This window comes from Pseudomonas sp. Irchel 3A18, from assembly GCF_900187465.1.
GTDB classification, from domain to species: domain Bacteria; phylum Pseudomonadota; class Gammaproteobacteria; order Pseudomonadales; family Pseudomonadaceae; genus Aquipseudomonas; species Aquipseudomonas cichorii.
Genome location: NZ_FYDI01000018.1, coordinates 68,371 through 91,859, shown reverse-complemented (window position 1 = coordinate 91,859; position 23,489 = coordinate 68,371). Strand labels below are relative to the sequence as shown.

General features: G+C 59.3%; 26 protein-coding genes. 14 read left to right on the top strand and 12 right to left on the bottom strand.

Annotation, left to right across the window (positions count from 1 at the left end):
- Both CKW23_RS23675 and CKW23_RS23670 read right to left on the bottom strand, forming a co-directional pair.
- Positions 1-1,465, bottom strand: a 1,465-nt coding sequence (locus tag CKW23_RS23675; protein WP_256590480.1) for a DUF6531 domain-containing protein, incomplete at its 3' end; no start/stop codon positions are given.
- Between the two features lie 319 nt (positions 1,466-1,784).
- Entirely contained in the window at positions 1,785-2,195 is a 411-nt protein-coding gene (locus tag CKW23_RS23670; RefSeq protein WP_025262270.1) for a TM2 domain-containing protein, read from the bottom strand.
- 250 nt (positions 2,196-2,445) lie between these two features.
- Here CKW23_RS23670 and CKW23_RS23665 point away from each other — a divergent pair, with 250 nt between their 5' ends.
- Positions 2,446-3,129, top strand: coding sequence for a C40 family peptidase (locus CKW23_RS23665; RefSeq protein WP_095068445.1), 684 nt, complete (start codon positions 2,446-2,448; stop codon positions 3,127-3,129).
- A 35-nt stretch (positions 3,130-3,164) separates the two neighbouring features.
- On the opposite strand, the gene CKW23_RS23660 is transcribed toward CKW23_RS23665, so the two are convergent.
- Positions 3,165-4,199, bottom strand: a complete 1,035-nt coding sequence (locus CKW23_RS23660) for a type IV pilus twitching motility protein PilT (RefSeq protein WP_025262272.1) — start codon at positions 4,197-4,199, stop codon at positions 3,165-3,167.
- 55 nt (positions 4,200-4,254) lie between these two features.
- Here CKW23_RS23660 and CKW23_RS23655 point away from each other — a divergent pair, with 55 nt between their 5' ends.
- The 9 genes from CKW23_RS23655 to CKW23_RS23615 all read left to right on the top strand — a co-directional run bounded on the left by CKW23_RS23655 (position 4,255) and on the right by CKW23_RS23615 (position 10,898).
- Complete coding sequence (locus tag CKW23_RS23655; RefSeq protein WP_025262273.1) at positions 4,255-4,941, top strand: YggS family pyridoxal phosphate-dependent enzyme; 687 nt, start codon at positions 4,255-4,257, stop codon at positions 4,939-4,941.
- A 22-nt stretch (positions 4,942-4,963) separates the two neighbouring features.
- On the top strand, positions 4,964-5,782 hold the full coding sequence (gene proC, locus CKW23_RS23650) for a pyrroline-5-carboxylate reductase (RefSeq protein ID WP_025262274.1): 819 nt from the start codon (positions 4,964-4,966) through the stop codon (positions 5,780-5,782).
- Between the two features lie 26 nt (positions 5,783-5,808).
- Positions 5,809-6,399 (top strand): YggT family protein, encoded by a 591-nt coding sequence (locus CKW23_RS23645; protein ID WP_025262275.1) that lies wholly within the window; start codon positions 5,809-5,811, stop codon positions 6,397-6,399.
- 133 nt (positions 6,400-6,532) lie between these two features.
- The gene (locus tag CKW23_RS23640; protein ID WP_025262276.1) at positions 6,533-7,672 is read left to right on the top strand and encodes a homoserine O-acetyltransferase; all 1,140 of its coding nucleotides are present in this window, start codon (positions 6,533-6,535) and stop codon (positions 7,670-7,672) included.
- 7 nt (positions 7,673-7,679) lie between these two features.
- The gene (gene metW / locus CKW23_RS23635) at positions 7,680-8,300 is read left to right on the top strand and encodes a methionine biosynthesis protein MetW (RefSeq protein WP_025262277.1); all 621 of its coding nucleotides are present in this window, start codon (positions 7,680-7,682) and stop codon (positions 8,298-8,300) included.
- A gap of 26 nt (positions 8,301-8,326) precedes the next feature.
- Positions 8,327-8,761: a DUF4426 domain-containing protein gene (locus tag CKW23_RS23630; protein WP_095068443.1), complete on the top strand. Its 435-nt coding sequence runs from the start codon at positions 8,327-8,329 to the stop codon at positions 8,759-8,761.
- Positions 8,758-9,354: an RdgB/HAM1 family non-canonical purine NTP pyrophosphatase gene (gene rdgB, locus CKW23_RS23625; RefSeq protein ID WP_038400085.1), complete on the top strand. Its 597-nt coding sequence runs from the start codon at positions 8,758-8,760 to the stop codon at positions 9,352-9,354. The genes CKW23_RS23630 and rdgB overlap by 4 nt, the downstream gene beginning before the upstream one ends.
- The gene (hemW, locus tag CKW23_RS23620; protein ID WP_025262280.1) at positions 9,351-10,565 is read left to right on the top strand and encodes a radical SAM family heme chaperone HemW; all 1,215 of its coding nucleotides are present in this window, start codon (positions 9,351-9,353) and stop codon (positions 10,563-10,565) included. Before rdgB ends, hemW begins: the two co-directional genes overlap by 4 nt.
- 9 nt (positions 10,566-10,574) lie before the next feature.
- Positions 10,575-10,898 (top strand): DUF3392 domain-containing protein, encoded by a 324-nt coding sequence (locus tag CKW23_RS23615; protein ID WP_025262281.1) that lies wholly within the window; start codon positions 10,575-10,577, stop codon positions 10,896-10,898.
- Between the two features lie 66 nt (positions 10,899-10,964).
- Here CKW23_RS23615 and trmB read toward each other — a convergent pair whose 3' ends face one another.
- From trmB to CKW23_RS23595, 4 genes are all read right to left on the bottom strand, one after another.
- Complete coding sequence (trmB, locus tag CKW23_RS23610; RefSeq protein ID WP_213149637.1) at positions 10,965-11,612, bottom strand: tRNA (guanosine(46)-N7)-methyltransferase TrmB; 648 nt, start codon at positions 11,610-11,612, stop codon at positions 10,965-10,967.
- A gap of 97 nt (positions 11,613-11,709) precedes the next feature.
- Positions 11,710-12,504: a thiazole synthase gene (locus CKW23_RS23605; protein WP_095068441.1), complete on the bottom strand. Its 795-nt coding sequence runs from the start codon at positions 12,502-12,504 to the stop codon at positions 11,710-11,712.
- Between the two features lie 47 nt (positions 12,505-12,551).
- A complete protein-coding gene (thiS, locus tag CKW23_RS23600; protein ID WP_025262284.1) occupies positions 12,552-12,752 on the bottom strand; it encodes a sulfur carrier protein ThiS in 201 nt (66 codons plus the stop codon).
- A 99-nt stretch (positions 12,753-12,851) separates the two neighbouring features.
- Positions 12,852-13,235, bottom strand: a complete 384-nt coding sequence (locus CKW23_RS23595) for a DUF423 domain-containing protein (RefSeq protein ID WP_025262285.1) — start codon at positions 13,233-13,235, stop codon at positions 12,852-12,854.
- 81 nt (positions 13,236-13,316) lie between these two features.
- Between CKW23_RS23595 and mtgA the strand changes: the two genes are divergently transcribed.
- Positions 13,317-14,027: a monofunctional biosynthetic peptidoglycan transglycosylase gene (gene mtgA, locus CKW23_RS23590; protein ID WP_025262286.1), complete on the top strand. Its 711-nt coding sequence runs from the start codon at positions 13,317-13,319 to the stop codon at positions 14,025-14,027.
- Positions 14,028-14,126: 99 nt separating this feature from the next.
- On the opposite strand, the gene rpoH is transcribed toward mtgA, so the two are convergent.
- The 4 genes from rpoH to ftsY all read right to left on the bottom strand — a co-directional run bounded on the left by rpoH (position 14,127) and on the right by ftsY (position 18,266).
- Complete coding sequence (rpoH, locus tag CKW23_RS23585) at positions 14,127-14,981, bottom strand: RNA polymerase sigma factor RpoH (RefSeq protein WP_025262287.1); 855 nt, start codon at positions 14,979-14,981, stop codon at positions 14,127-14,129.
- Between the two features lie 113 nt (positions 14,982-15,094).
- On the bottom strand, positions 15,095-16,126 hold the full coding sequence (gene ftsX / locus CKW23_RS23580) for a permease-like cell division protein FtsX (protein WP_025262288.1): 1,032 nt from the start codon (positions 16,124-16,126) through the stop codon (positions 15,095-15,097).
- Positions 16,123-16,794, bottom strand: a complete 672-nt coding sequence (ftsE, locus tag CKW23_RS23575) for a cell division ATP-binding protein FtsE (protein ID WP_025262289.1) — start codon at positions 16,792-16,794, stop codon at positions 16,123-16,125. Before ftsE ends, ftsX begins: the two co-directional genes overlap by 4 nt.
- Entirely contained in the window at positions 16,791-18,266 is a 1,476-nt protein-coding gene (gene ftsY / locus CKW23_RS23570) for a signal recognition particle-docking protein FtsY (RefSeq protein ID WP_025262290.1), read from the bottom strand. Before ftsY ends, ftsE begins: the two co-directional genes overlap by 4 nt.
- A 255-nt stretch (positions 18,267-18,521) precedes the next feature.
- Here ftsY and CKW23_RS23565 point away from each other — a divergent pair, with 255 nt between their 5' ends.
- From CKW23_RS23565 to rsmD, 3 genes are read left to right on the top strand one after another with little or no spacing between them, the layout of a single operon-like run.
- Positions 18,522-19,874 (top strand): pitrilysin family protein, encoded by a 1,353-nt coding sequence (locus CKW23_RS23565; protein ID WP_025262291.1) that lies wholly within the window; start codon positions 18,522-18,524, stop codon positions 19,872-19,874.
- Positions 19,871-21,364 carry a pitrilysin family protein gene (locus CKW23_RS23560; RefSeq protein WP_025262292.1) on the top strand — a complete coding sequence of 498 codons (1,494 nt, stop codon included), beginning with the start codon at positions 19,871-19,873 and terminating at the stop codon, positions 21,362-21,364. Before CKW23_RS23565 ends, CKW23_RS23560 begins: the two co-directional genes overlap by 4 nt.
- Complete coding sequence (gene rsmD / locus CKW23_RS23555) at positions 21,364-21,954, top strand: 16S rRNA (guanine(966)-N(2))-methyltransferase RsmD (RefSeq protein ID WP_025262293.1); 591 nt, start codon at positions 21,364-21,366, stop codon at positions 21,952-21,954. The genes CKW23_RS23560 and rsmD overlap by 1 nt, the downstream gene beginning before the upstream one ends.
- Positions 21,955-22,062: 108 nt before the next feature.
- Here rsmD and CKW23_RS23550 read toward each other — a convergent pair whose 3' ends face one another.
- Positions 22,063-23,331 carry a malic enzyme-like NAD(P)-binding protein gene (locus tag CKW23_RS23550; protein ID WP_025262294.1) on the bottom strand — a complete coding sequence of 423 codons (1,269 nt, stop codon included), beginning with the start codon at positions 23,329-23,331 and terminating at the stop codon, positions 22,063-22,065.
- Positions 23,332-23,489 lie beyond the last annotated feature (158 nt).

Sequence of the window (23,489 nt, the reverse complement as noted above, 5' to 3'; positions counted from 1 at the left end):
GCTCGTAATGCAGCATCACCCCGGCACCGTTGCGCAACTCGATACCGGTCAGGCGATAGTGCTGGCCGTGGCGCAGGTAGGTTTCCTTGCGTTCCAAGCCGCGACACAGCACCAGTTGCTCTTCACTAGCCCGTACCAGGGTGACGTTTTCGATGGCGTCGTAATGGAACAAGCCCACCGCAGGCAGCGGGCAGGCATGGCTGCGGCCATCGGCGTCGTGGAACATCAGCCCGTCATCGATCCGGTCAAAGCGGGTGGTGAGTTCGCTGATCCAGCGTGCGCCCATGATGCCCTGATCGTAGGCCGACAAACGCGAGTTATAGAGGCGCGCCCAGTGAATCGGAAAGGGACCGGGCAGGCTGAAGTCGGTGTGGCTGAAGGTTTCGGAGCCGAGGGCGAAGCTGATGCTGTTGCAGGTGGTAGAGCAAACCTCGTTTTTCTCTGGATTGGGAGCGCTGCCAGCTTGCGCCTGCCTGTTGACCACCCCCGCCTGCCCCTCAGGTAACTGTTGACGTGACTCGCTGACGCTTGTGCTTTTGACATTAGCGCTTTGCCCATGGGCCTTGCGCTTGCGAAAGGCCTGTACCGCAATCGACAGGTTATTCAGCAGCCAACCAATTGAATGCTGTGTGCTCACATCGCCCAGCTTGCTCAACTGGGTACGAATCTCCGGGGCCATGGCACGCAGGGAGGATGTGTGCGTAAGGACCCGTTTTTTAGCGTCCTCGGGCAACAGATTGTTCGCGGCACTGTTGGCCATGCCCTTGGCAACGGATTTATAGGCACTTGCCATAGCACCGAAAACATTGCTGAAAGCGGCCTTGGGGTCGTTGAGCACCTGACTGGCCGCCGCGCTGGCTTGCTGACGAGCAGCAAGGCGATCACCTTTGGTATCCAGCTTGCCGTTGACCAGTGCCTCAAGGCCGTCGGCAATTTCGCCTACAACCTTGGCTCCTAACTCACCCGCATCACTCAAGATGCCCGCCAACTTGGACTGTGCCTGCGTCACAAAGTCATCAAGGGTGCCGACAATCGTGGCATTCAAATGCCCGATGATCACTTCGATAAGCGAGTCACCCAGTAGGGTCTTGGCACTGTTACGCAGTTCCTGACGTACCAGAAACAGGGTCGGGCGCAGACTCATGCGCGCCGCAGCCATGTTCGGAGGTGCGGGCAGTACGCCGATCAGATTGATACCCAGACTGGCCCACATGAAAAAATCGCGCTGCTTGCTCTGGCTCAGGGTGACGATATCGCCCAGCGCGTCCACCAGCGCCATGATATTCCCCACCACTGGCAATGAACCTGCCACGGTTTTGAGCCCTTCGAGGGTAACGGTTCCGCCGCTGATGGACTGCAACCAGGCGTCGAAAACTGCAGCCCCTGTCCCGACATCCTTGACATCAATGGTATTAAGCGGTGCCACCGCCACCTGCGCTTCACGCTTTTGAGCAGCCTCAGTCATGGCAGCATCTTCCCCGCCAGGAGATCAAAAGAAGGCCGTTTGAGAGGGACAAGAAACTCAAGACCGTTCAGACCTGAACGAGGGGCGTGGATGCGCTTTGCCATAAGGACTCTCCTTGATCAAATGGCGGGACCAGGCAGTAAAAAGACCGGTCGAACTGCAAAGAATTAACAAAAAACGCGTAAAAAACAAATTAGCGATACATATCAAATAATTAAAAAACAAACACCATCCTGTTAGAAAACAGCCATTACTTCAGAGAAAGTGCGCAAAAAGTTGCGCACCTACCCTAGCGGGCAATGGCTCTAAAAATCGCACATCATGCACGAGCCTGCTGCGCGTTCTTGATGGATATCTGGTTATTCATTGTCCAGAAGTCATAAAGCACGCCCAGCAGAAACAGCCCGCCTGTCAGCAGATAGATAAACCCGGTAATCCACTTGCCCTGATACATGCGGTGTACGCCGAAAATCCCCAGGAAGGTCAGCAGCAGCCACGCCACGTTGTAATCGGTCGAACCCTGGGTGAAGCGCAGGTCGGCTTCGCGATCCATGGACGGGATCAGAAACAGATCGATCAACCAGCCAACCCCCAACAAGCCGAAAGTGAAGAACCAGATAGTCCCGGTCACCGGCTTGCCATAGTAAAAACGATGCGCCCCCAGAAAGCCGACAATCCACAGCAGATACCCCAAAAGCTTGCTATGCGTATCCGGACGATAGCTGTTCATTTCTTACCTCTTTGAGCTGATAGAAAAAAATATGTGTGAGTTTTGTGACTTCCACGAGGTGTTCCGACGTATGGCAGTACGTCGCTAGTGGATGAGCCAACCCCTTGTCAGCAAAGGGATTGAGCCGAGAACCGAAAGAGTGTGTCGCACAAAACGTAACGATGCGAGTGTGATCGGGTCGACAAATGGGGTCGGATTTGATCGAAAAGCTGTTATAAAGTTGCGCGCTGACCACTATGAGCCTTGCAAAATGCGTCCCTTTTTCAAGACATGGCTAACCATTTGCCTTTTTATGCCTCTGGCCGCCCACGCCACCAACCGTGAGCAACAGCTTCCTGCGAGCTTCACCGGCTATACCGCCAAGAGCCACTTTTCTCCAGTCATCACGCCTCGCACTATCCCACTGGAAGCCTCTATCCCCCTAAAGTTTCAAAGTACCACCGACACTCAGATACCGGCACCAAGAAAGAATTCAGCCAAGTCCGTCAAAGCTACCAAGGCCGTATCGACCACAAATGCCAAACAAGGCAATGCTGTCGTGAAGCGTGCCTTGCAAGCGGTCGGCACCCCTTATCGCTGGGGCGGCAACACGCCGGGCAAAGGTCTGGATTGCAGCGGGCTGGTGAAATACGCCTTCAATGATGTGCAGGAAGTCGATCTGCCCCGTACCTCCAATGCCATGGCTGAAGGCCATGGCCAGAAGGTCGATCGCAAGGATCTGAAGCCGGGCGACCTGCTGTTCTTCAACATCAAGAGCCGCAAGATCAACCATGTGGCCATCTACCTGGGCAATGATCGCTTCGTTCATGCACCCCGTCGTGGCAAGGCAGTGACTGTCGATACGCTTAAAAAGCCGTACTGGAACAGCCATTACAAGATCGCCAAGCGCGTTCTGCCCAAGCAGGCAGCGCCCATTCACCTCGCCCAGCGCTAACGCATGAAGGCCTGTCTCATCGACAGGCCCCTCAATCAGAAGTTATCAGGCACCTTGGCCCGCTCCCGCGCACTCTCGCGGGTAATCAGCCCTTTCTTCACCAGATCTGCCAGACACATATCCAGCGTCTGCATGCCCACCGATCCCCCCGTCTGGATGGCCGAGTACATCTGCGGCACCTTGTCTTCACGAATCAGGTTACGAATCGCGGGCGTGCCCATCATGATTTCGTGAGCTGCCACACGCCCACCCCCCACTTTCTTGAGCAGTGACTGCGAAACCACGGCATGCAGTGACTCGGAAAGCATGGAGCGGATCATGGATTTCTCCTCCGCCGGGAACACGTCGACCACGCGGTCGATGGTCTTGGCCGCCGAGGTGGTGTGCAAGGTGCCAAAGACCAGGTGGCCGGTTTCAGCGGCAGTCAGCGCCAGGCGAATGGTTTCCAGGTCGCGCAGCTCACCCACCAGAATCACGTCAGGGTCTTCACGCAGGGCCGAGCGCAAGGCCTCGGAAAAGCCCAGCGTATCGCGATGCACTTCACGCTGGTTGACCAGGCATTTCTTGGATTCGTGAACGAATTCGATAGGGTCTTCGATGGTCAGGATATGGTGATGCTTGTTGCAGTTCAGGTAATCGATCATCGCCGCCAGCGTGGTCGACTTGCCCGAACCGGTCGGCCCGGTCACCAGAATCAGGCCGCGAGGCACGTCGGTAATCTTGCGAAACACTTCCCCCATGCCCAGGTCTTCCATGCTCAGGATCTTGGAGGGAATGGTCCGGAATACCGCGCCTGCGCCACGGTTCTGATTGAAAGCGTTGACCCGAAAACGGGCGACACCCGGCACTTCAAAGGAAAAGTCGGTTTCCAGAGACTCCTCGAAAGCCTGACGCTGCTTGTCGTTCATGATGTCGTAGATCAGCGCCTTGACCTCCTTGGCATCCAGCGGCGGCAGGTTGATCCGCCGCACATCGCCGTCCACACGGATCATCGGCGGCAGCCCCGCAGAGAGGTGCAAGTCCGACGCGCCCTGTTTGGCACTGAAAGCCAGCAGCTCGGTAATATCCATACAGCTCCTCAATCACATAGAATGCCGCAGACTTTAGCCCTGCTGGCGCAAATCAATGTCCACGATAGCAGCGAACATTTCAACGCTCGAAGAACGAATTCGCGCAGCGGCACACGCAGCGCAACGCAACCCGTCCGCAATCGGCCTGCTGGCCGTCAGCAAGACCAAGCCGTCAGGCGACCTGCGTGAAGCCTTTGCCGCCGGCCTGCGCGATTTTGGCGAAAACTATTTGCAGGAAGCCCTGGGCAAACAGCAGGAATTGACCGACCTGCCCTTGTGTTGGCATTTCATCGGCCCCATTCAGTCGAACAAGACGCGCGCTATCGCCGAGAACTTCGCCTGGGTACATTCCGTGGATCGCCTGAAAATCGCCCAACGCCTGTCAGAGCAACGCCCCGAGCACCTTGAGCCGCTCAATATCTGCATTCAGGTCAATGTCAGCGGCGAGGCGAGCAAGTCAGGCTGTACGCCGCAGGACCTGCCAGCCCTGGCGGCAGCCATCAACGAACTGCCCCGACTAAAGTTGCGCGGGCTGATGGCGATTCCCGAACCCACAGATGACAGCGCCGAACAGAACGCTGCCTTTGCTGCTGTCCGTACACTGCAAGAACAACTGAACCTGCCACTGGACACACTTTCCATGGGTATGAGCCACGACCTGGAAGCCGCCATTGCCCAAGGCGCGACCTGGGTGCGGATCGGCACTGCCCTTTTTGGCGCCCGTGACTACGGCCAGCCATAACCCACAGACAAGGATCTCTTTCATGAGCAAGACTCGTATCGCCTTTGTCGGCGCCGGAAACATGGCAGCCAGCCTGATCGGCGGCTTGCGCGCCCAGGGCGTGGAAGCCGCACTGATCCGCGCCAGTGATCCGGGCGCCGAAACCCGGGAGCGCATCGCAACCGAGCACGGCATCACCGTGGTCGCCGACAACGCAGAAGCCATCGAAGGCGCGGATGTCGTGCTGCTGGCAGTAAAGCCGCAAATGATGAAAACCGTCTGCGAAGCCCTGCGCCCAAGCCTCAAGCCTCAACAACTGATAGTCTCCATTGCCGCAGGCATCACCTGCGCCAGCATGACCCAGTGGCTGGGCGAGTCGCCTATCGTGCGCTGCATGCCCAACACGCCAGCGTTGCTGCGCCAAGGCGTCAGCGGCCTGTATGCCACCGACAAGGTCAGCGCCGCACAACGCGAGCAGGCCGAACAATTGCTGTCGGCGGTGGGCATCGCGGTCTGGCTGGACGAAGAGAAACAACTGGATGCCGTGACCGCTGTCTCCGGTAGCGGCCCGGCGTATTTCTTCCTGATGATCGAGGCAATGACGGCGGCGGGCGTAAAACTGGGGCTGCCCGAAGACGTTGCCAAGAAGCTCACCCTGCAAACCGCTCTGGGTGCCGCGTTGATGGCAACCGGCAGTGATGTGGATGCCGCCGAATTGCGTCGCCGCGTGACCTCACCTGCCGGCACCACGGAAGCCGCCATCAAGGCGTTCCAGGCAGGCGGTTTTGAAGCACTGGTAGAAACGGCCCTCAGCGCCGCTGATAATCGTTCGGCAGAATTGGCCGAATTACTGGGTAAATAATTTTCCAGGCTTTCCGGAGCAGATCGATGATTGGATTGAACACCGCTGCAATTTACGTCCTGCAAACCATTGGCAGTCTTTATCTGCTGATCATCCTCTTGCGCTTCGTGCTGCAACTGGTACGGGCGAACTTCTACAACCCGCTGAGCCAGTTCACCGTAAAAGCCACACAGCCATTGCTCAAACCTCTGCGCCGGGTCATTCCGAGCGTGTTCGGCCTGGACATGTCGTCGCTGGTACTGGCGATCATCGTGCAACTGATCCTCATGGCCCTGACCCTGCTGCTGAGCTACGGCACCACCGGTGACCCGCTGCACCTGCTGATCTGGGCGATCATTGGCGTGACGGCGCTGTTCCTGAAGATATTCTTCTTTGCCCTGATCATCAGCGTGATCCTGTCCTGGGTCGCACCAGGCAGCCACAACCCGGGCGCCGAACTGGTCAACCAGATCTGCGAGCCTGCACTGGCACCGTTCCGCAAGTTCCTGCCCAATCTGGGCGGCCTGGACCTGTCGCCGATCTTCGCCTTCCTGGCCCTCAAGCTGCTGGACATGCTGGTCATCAATAACCTGGCAGCCATGAGCATGATGCCGCAGGTTCTGCGCATGCTGATCTGACGTTTCTTTCGCGAATGAATTCGCCCCCACAGGATGTGCATGGGGGCGGATTCATCCGCGAAAAGATTTCCTCTGTTGCCGCTACCCCCCGCGATCTTTAGACTTACGCCTCATTCAAGCGAGAGCAGGGTCGATGCCCACGGTCTTTCCCCACGATTCTGTCGGTCTGGTCACACCACAACTGGCGCACTTCAGCGAACCCCTGGCACTGGCCTGCGGTCGTTCGTTGCCAGCCTACGACCTCATCTATGAAACCTACGGCCAGCTCAACGCTGCGCGCAGCAACGCCGTACTGATCTGTCACGCGCTGTCCGGGCACCATCACGCTGCGGGTTTCCACAGCACTGAAGACCGCAAGCCGGGCTGGTGGGACAGCTGCATCGGTCCCGGCAAGCCTATCGATACCAACAAGTTCTTCGTGGTCAGCCTGAACAACCTCGGCGGCTGCAACGGCTCGACAGGCCCCAGCAGCATCGACCCGGAAACCGGCAAGCCTTTCGGCGCCAATTTCCCTGTCGTGACCGTGGAAGACTGGGTCAACAGTCAGGCGCGTCTGGCGGACCTGCTGGGTATCGAGCAGTGGGCAGCCATTGTCGGCGGCAGCCTGGGCGGCATGCAGGCGCTGCAATGGACCATCAGCTACCCGGATCGCGTGCGTCATTGCCTGGCAATCGCGTCAGCACCCAAGCTGTCGGCACAGAACATCGCGTTCAACGAGGTGGCGCGTCAGGCGATTCTCACCGACCCTGAATTCCATGGTGGTTCCTTCCAGGAAATCGGCGTGATCCCCAAACGCGGCCTGATGCTGGCGCGCATGGTCGGGCACATCACTTACCTGTCGGATGACTCCATGGGCGAGAAGTTCGGCCGTGGCCTCAAGAGTGAAAAACTCAACTACGACTTCCATAGCGTGGAATTCCAGGTCGAAAGCTACCTGCGCTATCAGGGCGAAGAGTTTTCCGGTCGTTTCGATGCCAACACTTATCTGTTGATGACCAAGGCTCTGGACTACTTCGACCCGGCCGCGAACTTCAATGACAATCTGGCGCAGACCTTCGCCAGTGCCAAGGCGAAGTTCTGCGTGATGTCCTTCACCACCGACTGGCGTTTCTCGCCTGCCCGCTCGCGCGAACTGGTGGACGCCTTGATGGCGGCCCGCAAGGACGTCTGCTACCTGGAAATCGACGCGCCTCAAGGGCACGACGCCTTCCTGATCCCGATCCCGCGCTACCTGCAGGCTTTCGGTAACTACATGAACCGAATTTCGTTGTGAGGACGCCATGAGAGCCGATCTTGAGATCATCCAGGAATGGATTCCCGCTGGCAGCCGCGTGCTCGACCTGGGTTGCGGCGATGGCGAACTGCTGACCTGGTTGCGTGACAACAAGCAGGTCACCGGCTACGGCCTGGAAAACGACCCGGACAACATTGCCGAGTGCGTGGCCAAGGGCATCAACGTGATCGAGCAGGACCTGGACAAGGGCCTGGGCAACTTTGCCAGCAACAGCTTCGATATCGTGGTCATGACCCAGGCGCTGCAAGCCGTGCACTACCCGGACCGCATCCTCGACGAGATGCTGCGCGTCGGTCGTCAGTGCATCATCACCTTCCCGAACTTCGGCCACTGGCGCTGCCGCTGGTACCTGGCGAGCAAGGGCCGCATGCCAGTATCCGAGTTCCTGCCGTACACCTGGTACAACACGCCGAACATTCACTTCTGCACCTTTGAAGACTTTGAAGAGCTGTGCCGCGAGCGCGAGGCACAGGTGATCGACAGGCTTGCCGTCGATCAACAGCACCGCCATGGGTGGGCCAGCAAGCTATGGCCTAATCTGTTGGGTGAAATCGGCATTTACCGGGTCAGCAGCCCCGGCCTGCCGGAACATCAGGTCGCTGTCTGATTCACCGCTTCTGGAGGAGAACGAACATGAGTCGCCTGGCCATTTTCCTGCTGACTGCCTGTCTGGGCCTGCCTGCGCTGGCAGCCGATGCCATCAAGGGCGAGCGACAGGAAAGGTTCGGTGACACAACCGTTCACTACTCCACCTTCAACTCGACCTTCCTGCAGCCGGAAATCGCCAAAGGCGTCGAGCTGATCCGCAGCAAGAACCAGGGCGTGATCAATATTTCCGTGATCAAGGATGGCAAGCCACAGGCGGCACAGGTCAGCGGTACGGTCAAAGACCTGACCAGCGCCTCGATCCCCTTGAGATTCAAGCAGGTCACCGAACCCGGCGCGGTCTACTACATCGCGCAATACCCTGTACCGCAGCAGGAAAACCGGACCTTCGACATTCACGTCAAGACTGGCAGCGATACCCATCGCTTCAGTTTCAATCAAGAGCTTTTCCCAGGCCAATGATGAACCTCACGCAACTTGTATTGGCCAGCCACAACGGCGGCAAACTCAAAGAACTCCAGGCCATGCTGGGCGACAGCGTGCAACTGCGCTCCGTGGGCGAGTTCAGCCACGTCGAGCCGGAAGAAACCGGCCTGTCCTTCGTCGAGAACGCGATTCTCAAGGCCCGCAATGCCTCGCGCCTTTCCGGTCTGCCAGCACTGGCCGACGACTCGGGACTGGCGGTGGACTTTCTCGGTGGCGCACCGGGCATCTACTCGGCACGCTACGCCGACGGCAAGGGTGACGCGGCCAATAACGCCAAGCTGCTGGACGTTCTGAAAGACGTGCCAGACGAGCAACGCGGTGCGCAATTCGTCTGTGTGCTGGCACTGGTTCGCCATGCCGACGATCCCTTGCCGATCCTCTGCGAAGGCCTGTGGCACGGGCGCATCCTGCATGCGGCCAGCGGCGAACATGGCTTCGGTTACGATCCTCTGTTCTGGGTGCCCGAGCGCAACTGCTCCAGCGCCGAGCTGAGCCCGACGGAGAAAAACCAGCTCAGCCATCGCGCCCGCGCCATGGCCATACTGCGTCAGCGCCTGGGTCTGCAATGATCCACGATCCACCTGCGCAGCCCCTGTTTCTGGGTGAGGCTGGCTTTTCGTCCGAAAGCCCAAGGGCTGCCCTGCCGCAACTGCCACCGTTGTCGCTGTACATCCATATCCCGTGGTGCGTGCGCAAATGCCCGTACTGCGACTTCAACTCCCACACCGCAAGCCCGGTGCTGCCGGAGCAGGAATATGTCGATGCGCTGCTGGCAGACCTGGATCAGGACCTGCCTCACGTCCATGGCCGTGAACTGCGCTCGATCTTCTTTGGCGGCGGTACGCCGAGCCTGTTCAGCGCCGAAGCCTTGGGCCGGCTGCTGGCCGGTGTCGAGCAGCGCATCCCGTTTGCCAGCGACATCGAAATCACTCTGGAAGCCAACCCCGGCACTTTCGAGCAGGTCAAATTCAGCGCCTATCGCGGACTGGGCATCAACCGGCTGTCCATCGGCATCCAGAGTTTTCAGGAAGCCAAGCTCAAGGCGCTGGGGCGGATTCACAACAGTGACGAGGCCATTCGCGCCGCTGACATGGCGCGCATGGCCGGCTTCGACAACTTCAACCTGGACCTGATGCACGGCCTGCCAGATCAGTCTCAGGACGAAGCCTTGAACGACCTGCGCCAGGCTATCGCACTGGCACCGACGCATCTGTCCTGGTACCAGTTGACGCTGGAGCCCAACACCGTTTTCTGGAACCAGCCGCCAGTCCTGCCCGAAGACGACATCCTCTGGGATATTCAGGAAACGGGTCAGCAACTGCTGGCTGACAGCGGCTATGCGCAGTACGAAGTCTCGGCCTATGCCCAGCCCGGCAAGGCAGCACGGCATAACCTCAATTACTGGAGTTTCGGGGACTTCATCGGTATCGGTGCAGGTGCCCATGGCAAACTCAGCCATCCAGACGGCCGCATTGTGCGCACCTGGAAGACCCGGCTGCCCAAGGATTACCTCAATCCGAAAAAGCCGTTCCGGGCCGGCTCCAAGCTGTTGAGCGTCGAGGAATTGCCTTTTGAGTTCCTGATGAATGCGCTGCGCCTCACAAATGGTGTGGACGCTGCATTATTTCGCGAAAGAACAGGTCTAAGCGTCGATTCACTGGCCAGCGCCCGCCAGCAAGCCGAACGACGCGGCCTGCTGCAGGCCGACCCGACACGTCTGGTTGCGACCCCGCAAGGCCAGCTTTTTCTCAATGACTTGCTGCAATACTTTCTGACCTAAGGACCCTGCATGGATCTCATACTCGATCTGCTCGCCACCGTCTCGCGATGGAGTCGCAACAACCTGTCAGAAATTGCACTGGCACTTGTGGGCTGCCTGCTGGTGCTGTTCGGTTCGGACTTCAAGGTGTGGATCGAACAGCGCATCAGCAGCATGACAGGTGCATTGCGCATCCCGCTTCTGGCCCTGCTGTGCACTATCGGCAGTGGTCTGGCGCTGATCTATGCCACGCCATGGGTGGTGCGCGGCCTGAGCCAGTTCAACAACTACAGCCTGGCGCCGGTCTTGTTGGTGGTACTGGTGTTGATCGGTGTGATTGCGGATCGTAAATAGTTTTTCTTCGCGAATGAATTCGCCCCCACATCAGTCTGTGGAAGCGAATTCATTCGCGAACCGGTTTTAAGCCAGCTTCTCGAACTTCAGATCCCACACACCATGCCCCAAGCGCTCACCACGGCGCTCGAACTTGGTGATCGGACGCTCGGCCGGGCGCGGAACATACTGGTTGTCTGCTGCCTGATTGCGATAACCAGGCGCAGCACTCATCACTTCCAGCATGTATTCAGCGTACGGGCCCCAGTCGGTAGCCATGTGGAACACGCCACCGACCTTCAACTTGCTGCGCACCAGTGCCGCAAACTCGGGCTGCACAATGCGGCGCTTGTGGTGACGGCTCTTGTGCCATGGGTCCGGGAAGAACAGCATCAGACGATCAAGGCTGTTATCGGCGATGCAGCGGTTCAGCACTTCGATGGCATCGCAATCGTAGACCCGAATGTTGGTCAGGCCTTGAGTCAGCGCGCCATTGAGCAACGCGCCCACACCCGGCGAATGCACTTCGACACCGATAAAGTCGTGCTCGGGCGCAGCCGCCGCCATTTCCAGCAGCGAGTGGCCCATGCCGAAACCGATTTCCAGAGTGCGCGGCGCTGAACGGCCAAACACCTGATCGAAATCCACCGGGGCGTCAGTCAACTGCAACCCGAACTTCGGCAGACCTTGATCCAGACCGCGCTGCTGGCCTTCGGTCATGCGACCGGCGCGCATCACGAAGCTCTTGATGCGGCGGTGATGGCGCTCTTCGCCTTCTTCGGTAGCAGGCGACTCTGGGTGTGGAACGTGCGAATCAGTCATCAACGGGCTCTTACTTGATCAGGCCATCCAGCGGCGAAGATGCGCTGGCATAGAGTTTTCTTGGCATACGCCCGGCGAGGTACGCCAGACGACCGGCAATTACAGCGTGCTTCATGGCCTCGGCCATCATGACCGGCTGCTGAGCGTGGGCGATGGCCGAGTTCATCAGCACGGCTTCGCAACCCAGCTCCATGGCGATGGTTGCGTCGGAGGCAGTACCGACACCGGCATCCACCAGCACGGGCACCTTGGTTTCTTCCAGGATGATCTGCAGGTTGTACGGGTTGCAGATTCCCAGACCGCTACCGATCAGGCCGGCCAGCGGCATGATGGCGATGCAGCCGATTTCCGCCAGTTGACGGGCGATGATCGGGTCGTCGCTGGTGTAGACCATCACGTCGAAACCGTCCTTGACCAGCACTTCGGCAGACTTGAGGGTTTCGATCACGTTGGGGAACAGGGTTTTCTGGTCTGCCAGCACTTCCAGCTTCACCAGATTGCGCCCGTCGAGCAGTTCGCGGGCCAGACGGCAGGTACGCACCGCTTCGACAGCATCGAAGCAGCCCGCCGTGTTGGGCAGAATGGTGTAGCGGTCCGGCGGCAGGACGTCCAGCAGGTTCGGCTCGCCCGGGTTCTGGCCCAGGTTCGTACGCCGCACGGCTACCGTGACGATTTCAGCCCCCGAGGCTTCGATGGCCAGGCGGGTCTGTTCCATATCCGCGTACTTGCCGGTGCCTACCAGCAGACGCGACTCAAAGGTCCGACCGGCCAGGATGAATGGCTTGTCGCTGCGAACATTGCTCATCGGAAATCCTCTTTAACTCGCACAAGGGGGTCATTGCTGTGCCGGGGCTAGCCGCCGCCGATGGCATGGACCACTTCGACCTGATCGCCTTCGCGCAGGACTGTGGATTCATGCTGGCTGCGGGGCACGATATCCAGGTTCAGCTCGACGGCTACCCGGCGTCCGGCAAGATCCAGACGAGCCAACAACGCCGCGACGGTTTCACCGTCGGGCACTTCAAAGGATTCACCGTTCAACTGAATGTGCATGCGCGATAGCAGCCATCATTTTAGGGGCCAGCATTCTAGCCCGATCAGCCGGTATGACCAAGGCAAAGCCGAGCCATTCGTCTCAAGCGCGACTGGTGTTCACTGGGATACGCCACCCAGACGCCAGGCCGCAATGCCCAGGGTCAGCCAACCGATCAGGAAAGCCAGACCGCCGAACGGCGTCACGATCCCCAGTTTGCCGATGCCGCTGAGGGTCAGCGCATACAGGCTGCCGGAAAACAGCACGATGCCGATGGCAAAGGAAAAGCCGGCCCAGGTGACCAATCGACCGGGAATCTGGGCCGCGAGTACAGCCACGCCCAGCAAGGCCAGCGCATGCACCAGTTGGTAAAGCACACCGGTGTGAAAAATCGCCAGATACTCGGGGCTCAGGCGACCTTTGAGGCCGTGGGCAGCGAATGCGCCGAGGGCTACGCCGGTAAAACCGAAAAAGGCAGCAAGCATCAAGAAGCTACGAAGCATCAAGGATCTCCAGTCAAAAATCGTCCAATGGCGCACGGTCTGTATAATGGCCCGCTCAACGGGTTCGGCCAAGCCATCTCTATGCTGCGTTTTCTCTTGCATCGTGTCGCCAAAATCCTGCTGTGGTTCGCAGCGGGCAGTTTCGTTCTCGTTCTTGTCCTGCGCTGGGTGCCACCACCGGGTACGGCGCTGATGATCGAGCGCAAGATTGAATCATGGGTCGATGGCGAGCCCATTGACCTGCAGCGCTCCTGGCAGCCGTGGAACAAGATTTCCGACAATCTGAAAATCGCGGTCATTGCCGGTGAAGACCAGAAGTTCGCCGAGCACTGGGGTTTTGATATCAGCGCCATTCAGGCGGCGATCCTGCACAACGAGCGCGGCGGTTCGATACGCGGGGCCAGCACCCTGAGCCAGCAGGTTTCAAAGAACCTGTTTCTGTGGTCGGGCCGCAGCTATCTGCGCAAGGCGCTGGAAGCCTGGTTCACGGCCCTGATCGAGCTGCTTTGGTCAAAGGAACGCATTCTTGAGGTGTACCTCAACAGCGTCGAGTGGGATGAAGGCGTATTCGGCGCACAGGCTGCCGCGCAGCATCACTTCGGCATCAACGCCAGCGCCCTGTCGACGCAACAGGCCAGCTACCTGGCCGCCGTACTGCCCAACCCGCGCCAATGGAGCGCCAGCCACCCCAGTAGCTATGTCTCACGTCGCGCAGGCTGGATTCGTCAGCAGATGCGTCAGTTGGGTGGGGATGGGTATCTGGCGGGGTTGAACAGTAGTCGCAAACTGTGACTGACTGTCTTCGCGAATGAATTTGCTCCTACGGCAGGAACAAATTCATTCGCGAAATAGATACAAAAACGCCCTGAGGTTATCAGGGCGTTTTGCGTATTACGCGGCTATCGAGGTCTTGAGCTTGTTCATCGCGCTCTTCTCGAGCTGGCGAATACGCTCGGCGGAGACGTTGTACTTCTGCGCCAGATCGTGCAGCGTGGCTTTTTCTTCTGCCAGCCAGCGCTGGTAGAGGATGTCGCGACTACGCTCGTCCAGTACATCCAGGGCCTGATGCAGATTGGCCGTGGAGTTGTCGCTCCAGTCGGAATCTTCCAACTGACGCGCAGGATCGTAACGATGGTCTTCCAGGTAGTTGGCCGGCGACTGGAATGCGCTGTCGTCATCGGCTTCCGACGCCGGATCGAACGCCATGTCCTGGCCGGTCAGGCGGCTTTCCATCTCGCGGACTTCACGAGGCTCAACACCAAGGCTTTCGGCCACGCGATGCACTTCATCGTTGTTCAGCCATGCCAGACGCTTTTTCTGGCTGCGCAGGTTGAAGAACAGTTTGCGCTGCGCCTTGGTCGTGGCGACCTTGACGATACGCCAGTTGCGCAGGATGAACTCGTGGATTTCCGCCTTGATCCAGTGCACGGCAAACGACACCAGACGCACACCCATTTCCGGGTTGAAGCGCTTTACAGCCTTCATCAGGCCAACGTTGCCTTCCTGGATCAGGTCGGACTGTGCCAGACCGTAACCCGAATAGCTGCGTGCGATGTGTACAACGAAACGCAGGTGGGCGAGGACCATCTGACGAGCCGCATCCAGATCCTGTTCATAGTAGAGACTCTCAGCCAGTTCACGCTCCTGCTCAGGCGTCAGCAAGGGAATGCTGTTCACCGTGTGCACGTAAGCCTCCAGGTTCGCACCCGGGACTAAGGCATATGCAGGTTGCAAAGAAGTGGTCATACGGGAAAAACCTCCAACTCATGACTCGTGCAGTTCAGCACTGCGAAAATTGACCGGGAACCGCTAGACAAGTTCCCTCCGCTGAAAAGTCAATGGGTTAAACAAAATTCACTTTAACGTGGCGCCAGCTCTCGCAAATGGCGGGCGACCGCAATCCAAGCACCGATATACCCTAACAAGACCGCTCCAAGCAAGAGCGACAGACCATCGGCCAACGGAACACCCGCCAGCGCGAAGTCGCTCCCGTACAGGCCAGCCAGCCCGACGACCGAGTCATTCAGCCAGTTCAGGCCGAACGCCAGCACGCCCCAGGACAGGAAACCCGCCCCAAAACCATACAGCGCGCCCATATAAAGGAAAGGCCTGCGCACATAGCTGTCTGTACCGCCGACCAGTTTGATGACTTCGATCTCGGTACGACGGTTTTCAATATGCAGACGGATGGTGTTACCGATCACCAGCAGCAAAGCGGAAACCAGCAAGACCGTCAAGCCGAAGACAAAACGGTCACCCAGCTTGAGAATCGCCGCCAGACGCTCCACCCAGACCAGATCGAGCTGAGCCTGCTCCACTTTAGGCAGTTCGGCCAGTCGGGCACGCAGGGCTTCAAGTGCCGGCTTGTCGACTTCCGTCGGCGTTACAAGCACCACACCCGGCAACGGGTTCTGTGGCAATTCCTTGAGCGCCTCACCCAGCCCGGACTGCTGCTGGAACTCGCCCAGAGCCTGCTCGCTGCTGATGTACTCGGCTTCGGCAACGCCGGGCATGGCCTTGATTTCGTCACGCAAACGGGCACCATCCGCCGCATTGGCGTTCAGGTGCATGTAGATCGAGATCTGCGCCGCACGCTGCCAGGAACCGCCCAGGCGCTCGACATTGTTCAGCAGCAATGACAGCCCCATGGGCAGGCTCAGGGCAATCGCCATCACCAGACAGGTGAAGAAACTGCCGATTGGCTGCTTGCCAAGACGGCGCAGGCTGTCGAGCAGGCTGGAGCGATGGCTTTCCAGCCAAGCCGCCAGCAGGGTGTTGAAGTCCGGACCGTCATCATCGTGATCCTGGCGCTTCTTCTGTTTCTGGGGTTCTGGATCTGCGGCCTTTGGCGCGACGCGATCCGAAACCTTGGGGCTGCGAGTGGCACTCATGCTCCGGCCTCCCCGTCACCGATCAGACGACCGCGTTGCAAAGTCAGCATGCGATGACGCATACGTGCGATCAGTGCCAGATCGTGACTGGCGATCAATACACTGGTGCCCAGCCGGTTGATATCTTCAAACACGCCCATGATTTCAGCAGCCAATCGTGGGTCGAGGTTACCGGTGGGTTCATCGGCCAGTAGCAAGGCCGGGCGATGCACGATGGCACGGGCAATACCGACGCGCTGTTGCTGACCGGTGGACAGGTCGCCGGGATACAGCTCGCCCTTGTCGGACAAGGCTACGCGCTCCAGCGCCGAATCCACACGCTTGGCGATATCGACCTTGGACAGCCCCAGGATCTGCAAGGGGAGTGCGATGTTGTTGAAAACGGTGCGGTCGAACAACAACTGGTGGTTCTGGAACACCACACCAATCTGACGCCGCAGGAACGGGATCTGGGCGTTGCTGATCTGCCCGAGATCCTGACCGGCCAACATCAATTTGCCAGTTGTCGGGCGCTCCATGGCCAGCAACAGGCGCAGCAAGGTGCTTTTACCGGCGCCGGAATGGCCGGTAACGAACAGGAACTCACCGCGACGTACTCGAAAGCTCAGTTCATGCAATCCGACATGTCCATTCGGATAACGCTTACCGACCTGCTCGAAACGAATCATGTACGCTCCCGCTCCGCAAACAGAGCCTGGACAAAGGGTTCGGCTTCGAAGGTACGCAAATCGTCGATACCCTCGCCCACGCCGATATAACGGATTGGCAGGCCGAACTGTTTGGCCAAGGCGAAGATCACACCGCCTTTTGCCGTGCCATCGAGTTTAGTGAGCGCCAAGCCGGTCAGGGAGACCGTCTGGTTGAATTGCTTGGCCTGATTGATTGCGTTCTGACCGGTGCCGGCGTCCAGTACGAGCAGAACTTCGTGAGGCGCTTCGGTATCCAGCTTGCCGATCACCCGGCGAACCTTTTTCAGTTCTTCCATCAGGTTGTCTTTGGTGTGCAGACGACCTGCGGTGTCAGCGATCAGCACATCGACGCCACGGGCCTTGGCGGCCTGCACGGCATCGAAGATAACCGAGGCCGAGTCGGCACCGGTGTGCTGGGCGATGACCGGTATCTGGTTGCGCTCGCCCCAGACCTGCAATTGCTCGACCGCTGCGGCACGGAAGGTATCCCCCGCCGCCAGCATGACTTTCTTGCCTTCGAGCTGCAGCTTCTTGGCCAGCTTGCCGATGGTCGTGGTCTTGCCCGCGCCATTGACGCCCACCACCAGAATCACGAATGGCTTGTGCTCGGCCTTGATGACCAGAGGCTGCTCGACAGGCTTGAGCATCGCCGCCAGTTCGCCTTGCAGCGAGGTGTACAGTGCCTGAGCGTCGGTCAACTGCTTGCGCGCAACCTTCTGGGTCAGGCTCTGGATAATCACAGAGGTGGCTTCGACACCCACGTCTGCGGTCAGCAGGCGGGTTTCGATTTCCTCCAGCAGATCATCGTCGATGGCCTTTTTGCCCAGGAACAGGCTTGCCATGCCTTCGCCAATGCTGGCGCTGGTTTTCGACAGCCCCTGCTTGAGGCGGGCGAAGAAGCCCGCCTTGGGGGCCTCGGCCACTACAGGGTCGACTGGAACTGGCGCGGCTTCGGCAACAGGCTCGGCGACCGGTGCGGCAACAGGAGCAACCGGCTGCTCCACCACAGGAGCGGCAACCGGCGTTACCACTGCAACGGGCTCAGGCTCAGGCACAACGACTGGCGCAGCTTCAGGCAGCGAAGCAGGCTCGATCACAGGCTCGGGAGCCACATGCACCTGCTGCGCAATCGGCGGCGTGACATGGACATCACGCTCATCGGTGAAGGCCACGGGCTCTTCAGCCACCGGCAAGGTCAGCCAGGGCTGCGGAGCCGGCTCTCCCGGCTGCACATGCCCATGAGGCTCTGGCGCGGCGGCTTCGTGTGAAGGTTCAGGGGCGCGTGGCGGCTCGACAGGCGGCGTCGCGTCGGTAACCGGCTCGGTCTGGGCTGTGGATAACTCTGGCGCAGGTTCTACGGCTTCCTGCGGCTTTTTACGCAGCCATCCGAACAGGCCTTTCTTTTCTCCAGCCGCGGCTGGGGTCTTCTTGTCGTCGTTGGAACCAAACATGGAGGACGGCTATCTCAAGGTAGCGAAACGCCATGAAGCGCTTCGGAAAATTCTGACATGTTACCAAGACTGCTTTTAGGGCTGCTTGTTCATTAGGCCGTCTTGATTGGCCTGATGTTTAACCGCGATTTGAACAGGTTTCACTCGCACTTGGCTAATGAAGGCTGTTTCTGTCGCAAACGGATCAGTATCCTAACACCCCCGCGCCCGCCGACGCTAAGTTCAAGCGGGCAGTCCTACAGGTTCAAATTACGAATGAATGCTCTAGCCCGCCGCGCCGCTGGCCTGCTGCTCAGCACGATTTGTCTGCCCCTGACAGCATTGGCCGCCGATCCACAGCCTACTCATGAGTTCACCCTGGGCAATGGCCTGAAAGTCATCGTCCGCGAAGACCATCGCGCACCGGTGGTCGTTTCCCAGATCTGGTACAAGGTCGGCTCCAGCTACGAGACGCCGGGCCAGACCGGTCTGTCCCACGCGCTTGAGCACATGATGTTCAAAGGCAGCAGCAAGACAGGTCCTGGCGAATCCTCATTGATCCTGCGGGATCTGGGCGCCGAAGAGAACGCCTTCACCAGCGACGACTACACCGCCTACTATCAGGTGCTGGCCCGCGACCGCCTGAGCGTGGCCCTGGAGCTGGAGGCCGATCGCATGGCCACCCTGAAGCTGCCGGCAGACGAATTCAGCCGCGAAATCGAAGTCATCAAGGAAGAGCGCCGCCTGCGCACCGATGACAAGCCCATGAGCAAGGTGTTCGAGCGCTTCAAGGCCATGGCCTACCCGGCCAGCGGCTATCACACGCCGACCATCGGCTGGATGAAAGACCTGGACCGCATGCAGATCGAGGATCTGCGTCACTGGTACCAATCCTGGTACACCCCGAACAACGCCACGCTGGTGGTGGTCGGCGATGTACAGCCTGACGAAGTCAAAGCCCTGGCCGAGCGCTTTTTCGGCTCGATCCCGCGCCGCGATGTGCCGCCAGCGAAAAAACCGCTGGAACTGGCAGAGCCAGGCGAACGCCGCATCAGCATGCACGTCAAGACTCAGCAGCCAAGCCTGCTTTTCGGCTTCAACGTGCCGAGCCTGAGCACTGCTGAGGACCAGCGCTCTATCAATGCCCTGCGCCTGATCTCCGCTCTGCTCGACGGCGGCTACAGCGCACGCATCCCGACCCGCCTGGAGCGTGGCGAAGAGTTGGTATCCAACGCATCGTCCATGTACAACGCCTTCGTGCGCGGCGACAGCCTGTTCATGATCAGCGCGACCCCCAATGTGCAGAAGAAAAAAACCCTGGCCGATGTCGAGGCTGGCATCTGGCGCCTGCTCAATGACCTGAAAACCAAGGCACCGTCGGCCGAAGAGCTGGAGCGCGTGCGGGCCCAGGTGATTGCCGGCGTGGTCTACGAGCGCGATTCGATCACCAGCCAGGCCACCACCATCGGCCAGCTGGAAACCGTCGGCCTTTCCTGGAAGCTGATCGACGAAGAGCTGGCTGCCCTGCAAAGCGTGACCCCTGAAGACATTCAGAAAGCCGCCAACACCTATTTCACCCGTGAACGCCTCAGCGTTGCACACGCTCTGCCTGAGGAGAAAGCCAAATGATCAAGCGCAATACTCCCCGTCACGCCTTGCTGGGCCTGGCCCTGAGCGTTTCGCTCGGCGCATTCGTTGCCCAGCCGGCTCTGGCAGACAACGCAGCCGGCAGCGATACCACGCCAGCCCCTGCGCAACTGGGCAGCCAGTTGCAGACTCTCAAAGAGCTGGACGGCAAGACCCCAGCCCGTCGCACGCTGAACATCCAGACCTGGAACACCGCCGAAGGCGCCAAGGTGCTGTTCGTCGAGTCCCGCGAACTGCCGATGTTCGACCTGCGCCTGATCTTCGCCGCAGGCAGCAGCCAGGACAAAGCCTCGCCCGGCATCGCACTGCTGACCAACGCCATGCTCAATGAAGGCGTCAAGGGCAAGGATGTCAGCGCCATCGCCCAGGGTTTTGAAGGCCTGGGTGCCGATTTCGGCAACGGTTCCTACCGCGACATGGCCGTGGCTTCGCTGCGCAGCCTCAGCGCCACTGACAAACGCGAGCCGGCTTTGAAGCTGTTCGGCGAGGTCGTGGGCAAACCCACTTTCCCTGCCGACTCGCTGGCCCGCATCAAGAACCAGTTGCTCTCCAGTTTCGAGCAGAAAAAGCAGAACCCGGGCGCCATTGCCGGTCAGGAACTGTTCAAGAAACTGTACGGTGACCATCCTTACGCACACCCAAGTGACGGAGATGCCAAAAGCATCAACGCTATCACCCTCGCCCAGCTCAAGGCCTTTCATGCCAAGGGCTATGCGGCTGGCAATGCGGTCATCGCACTAGTCGGCGACCTGTCACGGGACGAAGCGCAAGCCATCGCCGCACAGGTCTCGGCGTCGCTGCCAAAAGGCCCGGCACTGCCGAAGATCGCCAAGGCTGTCGAACCCAAGCCTGCAAGCACGCATATCGAGTTCCCCTCCAACCAGACTCACCTGATGCTGGCGCAGATCGGTATCGATCGTAACGACCCGGACTACGCGGCACTGAGCATCGGCAACTCGATCCTGGGCGGTGGCGGTTTCGGCAGTCGCTTGATGACTGAAGTCCGCGAAAAGCGCGGCCTGACCTACGGCGTGTCGTCCGGGTTCTCCCCGATGCAGGCGCTGGGGCCTTTCACGATCGGCCTGCAAACCCGCGCAGACATGAGCGAGAACACCCTGAAACTGGTCCAGGACATCGTGCGTGACTTCCTCGCCAATGGCCCGACCCAGAAAGAACTCGACGACGTCAAACGCGAGCTGACCGGCAGCTTCCCGCTGACCGCCGCCAACAACTCCGCGATTGTCGGCCAGTTGGGCTCCATCGGTTTCTATGACCTGCCGCTGACCTTTCTTGAGGACTACATGACTCAGGCCCAGAGCGTGACGGTCGATCAGGTCAAGACCGCCATGAACAAACACCTGAGCGCCGACAAGATGGTGATCGTCACGGTTGGCCCGACAGTGCCACAAAAGCCGCTGCCGCCGCCCACCGACAAACCCGTTCAACGACCTACAGGGGTTCCGGAGCACTAATGGCCAATCCACGTCCGAAGACCCATAACGGCCTGGGCCAACTTCGCATCATCGGGGGAGAATGGGGCAGCCGTCGCCTGACCTTCCCCGACGCACCCGGCTTGCGCCCGACACCCGATCGCGTGCGCGAAACCCTGTTCAACTGGCTGTCGCCCTATATCGCGGGCGCCAAGGTGCTGGATGTCTTCACCGGCAGCGGTGCGTTGTACTTCGAAGCCCTGTCGCGTGGTGCCAGCATGGGCCTGGCGCTGGACAGCAACGCTGCCGCCATCGCCAGCCTGCGCCAGAACCTGAACCTGCTGAACTGCACGACAGGCCAGATTGCCCAGACCGACGCCCTGCGCCATCTGGAAACAGCCGTGGCAACGCCGTTCGACGTCGTTTTCCTCGACCCGCCTTTCCACCAGGGCCTGCTGGCCTCGGCCTGCGCCCTGCTTGAATCCCGCGGCTGGCTGGCAGAAAACGCCTGGATCTACACCGAAAGCGAAAACGCGCCCTCCACCACCGGCCTGCCGGGCAACTGGAGACTGCACCGCGAGAAAAAGGCTGGACAGGTTCATTATGCGTTGTGGGAGAGGGAGGGGGGTTAAGCCCCCTCCTCAGCGGCAAGCTATAAGCTGCAAGAGAGGCTTGAGGCTTTTAACTTGCCGCTTCCACAAAAAAACCGGCCAAAAGGCCGGTTTTTTGTGGAACTGCAATCAACCCTTGAAAACATCATCCACGCTGGTCAGCGGGTAGTGCTTCGGATACGGCTGGGTAGCAACGCCGCTCTCGATGGCAGCCTTGGCCACTGCATCGGAGATCAGGCCCAGCAGGCGAGCGTCCATTGGTTTCGGAATGATGTACTCACGACCGAATTCCAGCTTGATGCCGCCGTAGGCGTCGCTGACTTCCTGAGGAACAGGCAGCTTGGCCAGTTCGCGCAGGGCGTTGGCAGCAGCGATTTTCATTTCTTCGTTGATACGCTTGGCGCGAACGTCCAGAGCACCACGGAAGATGAACGGGAAGCCCAGCACGTTGTTGACCTGGTTCGGGTAGTCGGAACGACCGGTCGCCATGATCACATCGTCACGGGTAGCGTGAGCCAGCTCTGGGGAGATTTCCGGATCAGGGTTCGAGCAAGCGAACACGATCGGGTCCTTGGCCATCAGCTTCAGGTTTTCAGCGCTCAGCAGGTTAGGACCGGACAAGCCAACGAACACGTCAGCGCCATCCAGAGCTTCGCTCAGGGTGCGCTTTTCGGTCGCGTGGGCGAACACAGCCTTGTACTGGTTCAGGTCGGTACGGCCGGAGTGAACCACGCCAGTACGGTCAACCATGAAGATGTTCTCGATCTTCGCGCCCATGCTCACCAGCAGCTTCATGCAGGAGATGGCAGCAGCGCCAGCGCCCAGGCAGACGATCTTGGCGGTATCCAGGCTTTTGCCCACGATTTCCAGAGCGTTGATCATGCCGGCTGCGGTCACGATGGCGGTGCCGTGCTGGTCATCATGGAAAACCGGGATGTCGCACTGTTCGATCAGGGCCTTTTCGATTTCAAAGCACTCGGGTGCCTTGATGTCTTCCAGGTTGATGCCACCGAAAGTGATGGAGATGCGTTTTACAGTGTCGATGAAAGCTTGCGGGCTTTCGGAATCGACTTCGATATCGAAAACGTCGATACCGGCGAAACGCTTGAACAGAACCCCTTTACCTTCCATGACCGGTTTGGAAGCCAATGGGCCCAGATCGCCGAGGCCCAGGATCGCGGTGCCATCGGAAATAACTGCTACCAGGTTGCCTTTGCCGGTGTACTTGTAGGCAAGTTCAGGATCACGGGCAATTTCACGCACAGGTTCAGCAACGCCAGGGCTGTAGGCCAGGGACAGGTCACGAGCAGTTGCGGTCGGCTTGGTGAGTTCGACGCTCAATTTACCAGGACGTGGATTGGCATGGTATTCGAGCGCGGCAGTTTTCAAATCTGACATTTAGGGATTCCGCTTTTTTTACTGTGGGACAGACGGACCGCCGAGGATACGCAAGATGCATAGTCCTAACAAGACTGACCAGTCACTGCTGTCAATAGGCGCAGGTATAGACTTTACGCTTAGAGGCCCGGAACAGAAAACTGCGGACCACTGATCAG